This window comes from Burkholderia sp. Ac-20344 (assembly GCF_017104975.1).
Taxonomy (GTDB): Bacteria; Pseudomonadota; Gammaproteobacteria; order Burkholderiales; family Burkholderiaceae; genus Burkholderia.
On record NZ_JAAGPP010000344.1, the window covers coordinates 1 to 1,838 of the forward strand.

The following is a 1,838-nucleotide window of genomic DNA, read 5'->3' on the forward strand; positions in this document are numbered from 1 at the left end:
GACCGCGCGAACCCCGTCGCCGCTGCCGTGGCGATCAAGGAAGGCCGCTTCGTCGCGGTCGGCAGCGACGCGGACGTGATGCCGCTCGCGGGCCGTGCGACGAAGGTGATCGACCTCGGCGGCCGCACCGCGCTGCCGGGCCTGACCGACAACCACTGCCACGTGATTCGCGGCGGCCTGAACTACAACATGGAGCTGCGCTGGGACGGCGTGCGCTCGCTCGCGGTCGCGATGGAGATGCTCAAGCAGCAGGTCGCGATCACGCCGGCGCCGCAATGGGTGCGCGTGGTCGGCGGCTTCACCGAACATCAGTTCGCCGAGAAGCGCCTGCCGACGATCGACGAGCTCAACGCAGCCGCGCCCGATACGCCGGTATTCATCCTGCACCTGTACGACCGCGCGCTGCTGAACGCGGCCGCGTTGCGGGTGGTCGGCTACACGAAGGACACGCCGGAGCCGCCGGGCGGCACGATCCTGCGCGACGAAGCGGGCAACCCGACGGGCCTGCTGCTCGCGAATCCGAATGCGACGATCCTTTACGCGACGCTTGCGAAAGGCCCGAAGCTGCCGTTCGAGTACCAGTACAACTCGACGCGCCACTTCATGCGCGATCTGAACCGGCTCGGCGTGACGGGCGTGATCGATGCGGGCGGCGGGTCGCAGAATTATCCCGACGATTACGAGGTGATCCGCAAGCTGCACGACGCGGGCGAGATGACGATCCGCATCGCGTACAACCTGTTCACGCAGAAGCCGAATGCGGAGAAGGAAGACTTCGTGAACTGGACGAAGAGCGTCAAGTACCACGATGGCACCGACTACTTCCGCCACAACGGCGCGGGCGAGATGCTGGTGTTTTCGGCGGCCGATTTCGAGGATTTCCGCGTTGCGCGCCCGGACCTGCCGGCGCAGATGGAGGACGATCTCGAAGGCGTCGTGCGCGTGCTCGCGCAGAACCGCTGGCCGTGGCGCATGCATGCGACCTACGATGAAACGATCAGCCGCGCGCTCGACGTGTTCGAGAAGGTCAACGCGGATATCCCGCTCGAAGGGCTGAACTGGTTCTTCGATCACGCGGAAACGATCTCCGAGCAATCGATGGACCGGATCGCCGCGCTCGGCGGCGGCATCGCGGTGCAGCACCGGATGGCGTACCAGGGCGAATACTTCGTCGAGCGCTACGGCGCGCAGGCGGCCGAAGCGACGCCGCCGGTCGCGAAGATGCTGTCGAAAGGCATCAAGGTGTCGGCCGGCACCGACGCGACGCGCGTGGCGTCGTACAACCCGTGGGTGTCGCTCGCGTGGCTCGTGACGGGCAAGACGGTCGGCGGGATGCGCTTGTATCCGCAGCGCAACCTGCTCGATCGCGAGACCGCGCTGCGCATGTGGACCGAGTACGTGACGTGGTTCTCGAACGAGGAAGGGAAGAAAGGGCGCATCGCGGTTGGCCAGCTCGCCGACCTGATGGTCCCGGATCGCGATTTCTTCACGTGCGCGGAGGACGATATCGTCGATACGACGGCATTGCTGACGGTGGTCGGCGGCCGGATCGTGTGGGGCGCGGGGCCGTTCGCGTCGCACGACGCGCCGATTCCGCCCGCGATGCCCGACTGGTCGCCGGTGCGCGAGTACGGCGGCTATGGCGGCTGGGGTGCGACGCAGCGCAACGGCGCGCCGCTGCAGCGTGCGGCGGCCGCCGCGATGTGCGGCTGCGCGAGCGCATGCGGCGTGCACGGTCATGCGCATGCAGGCGCGTGGGGCCGTGCGTTGCCGACATCGGACGCGAAGGGCTTCTGGGGCGCGTTCGGCTGTTCGTGCTGGGCGGTCTGACATGGCGA

The 1,838-nt window shown here is 67.7% G+C and carries 1 protein-coding gene; it reads left to right on the forward strand.

Translation table 11 applies throughout. The features are described from left to right. The coding region (locus G3N64_RS39015; protein ID WP_205788884.1) for an amidohydrolase at positions 1-1,830 on the forward strand (1,830 nt) is incomplete at its 5' end. Positions 1,831-1,838: the final 8 nt, after the last annotated feature.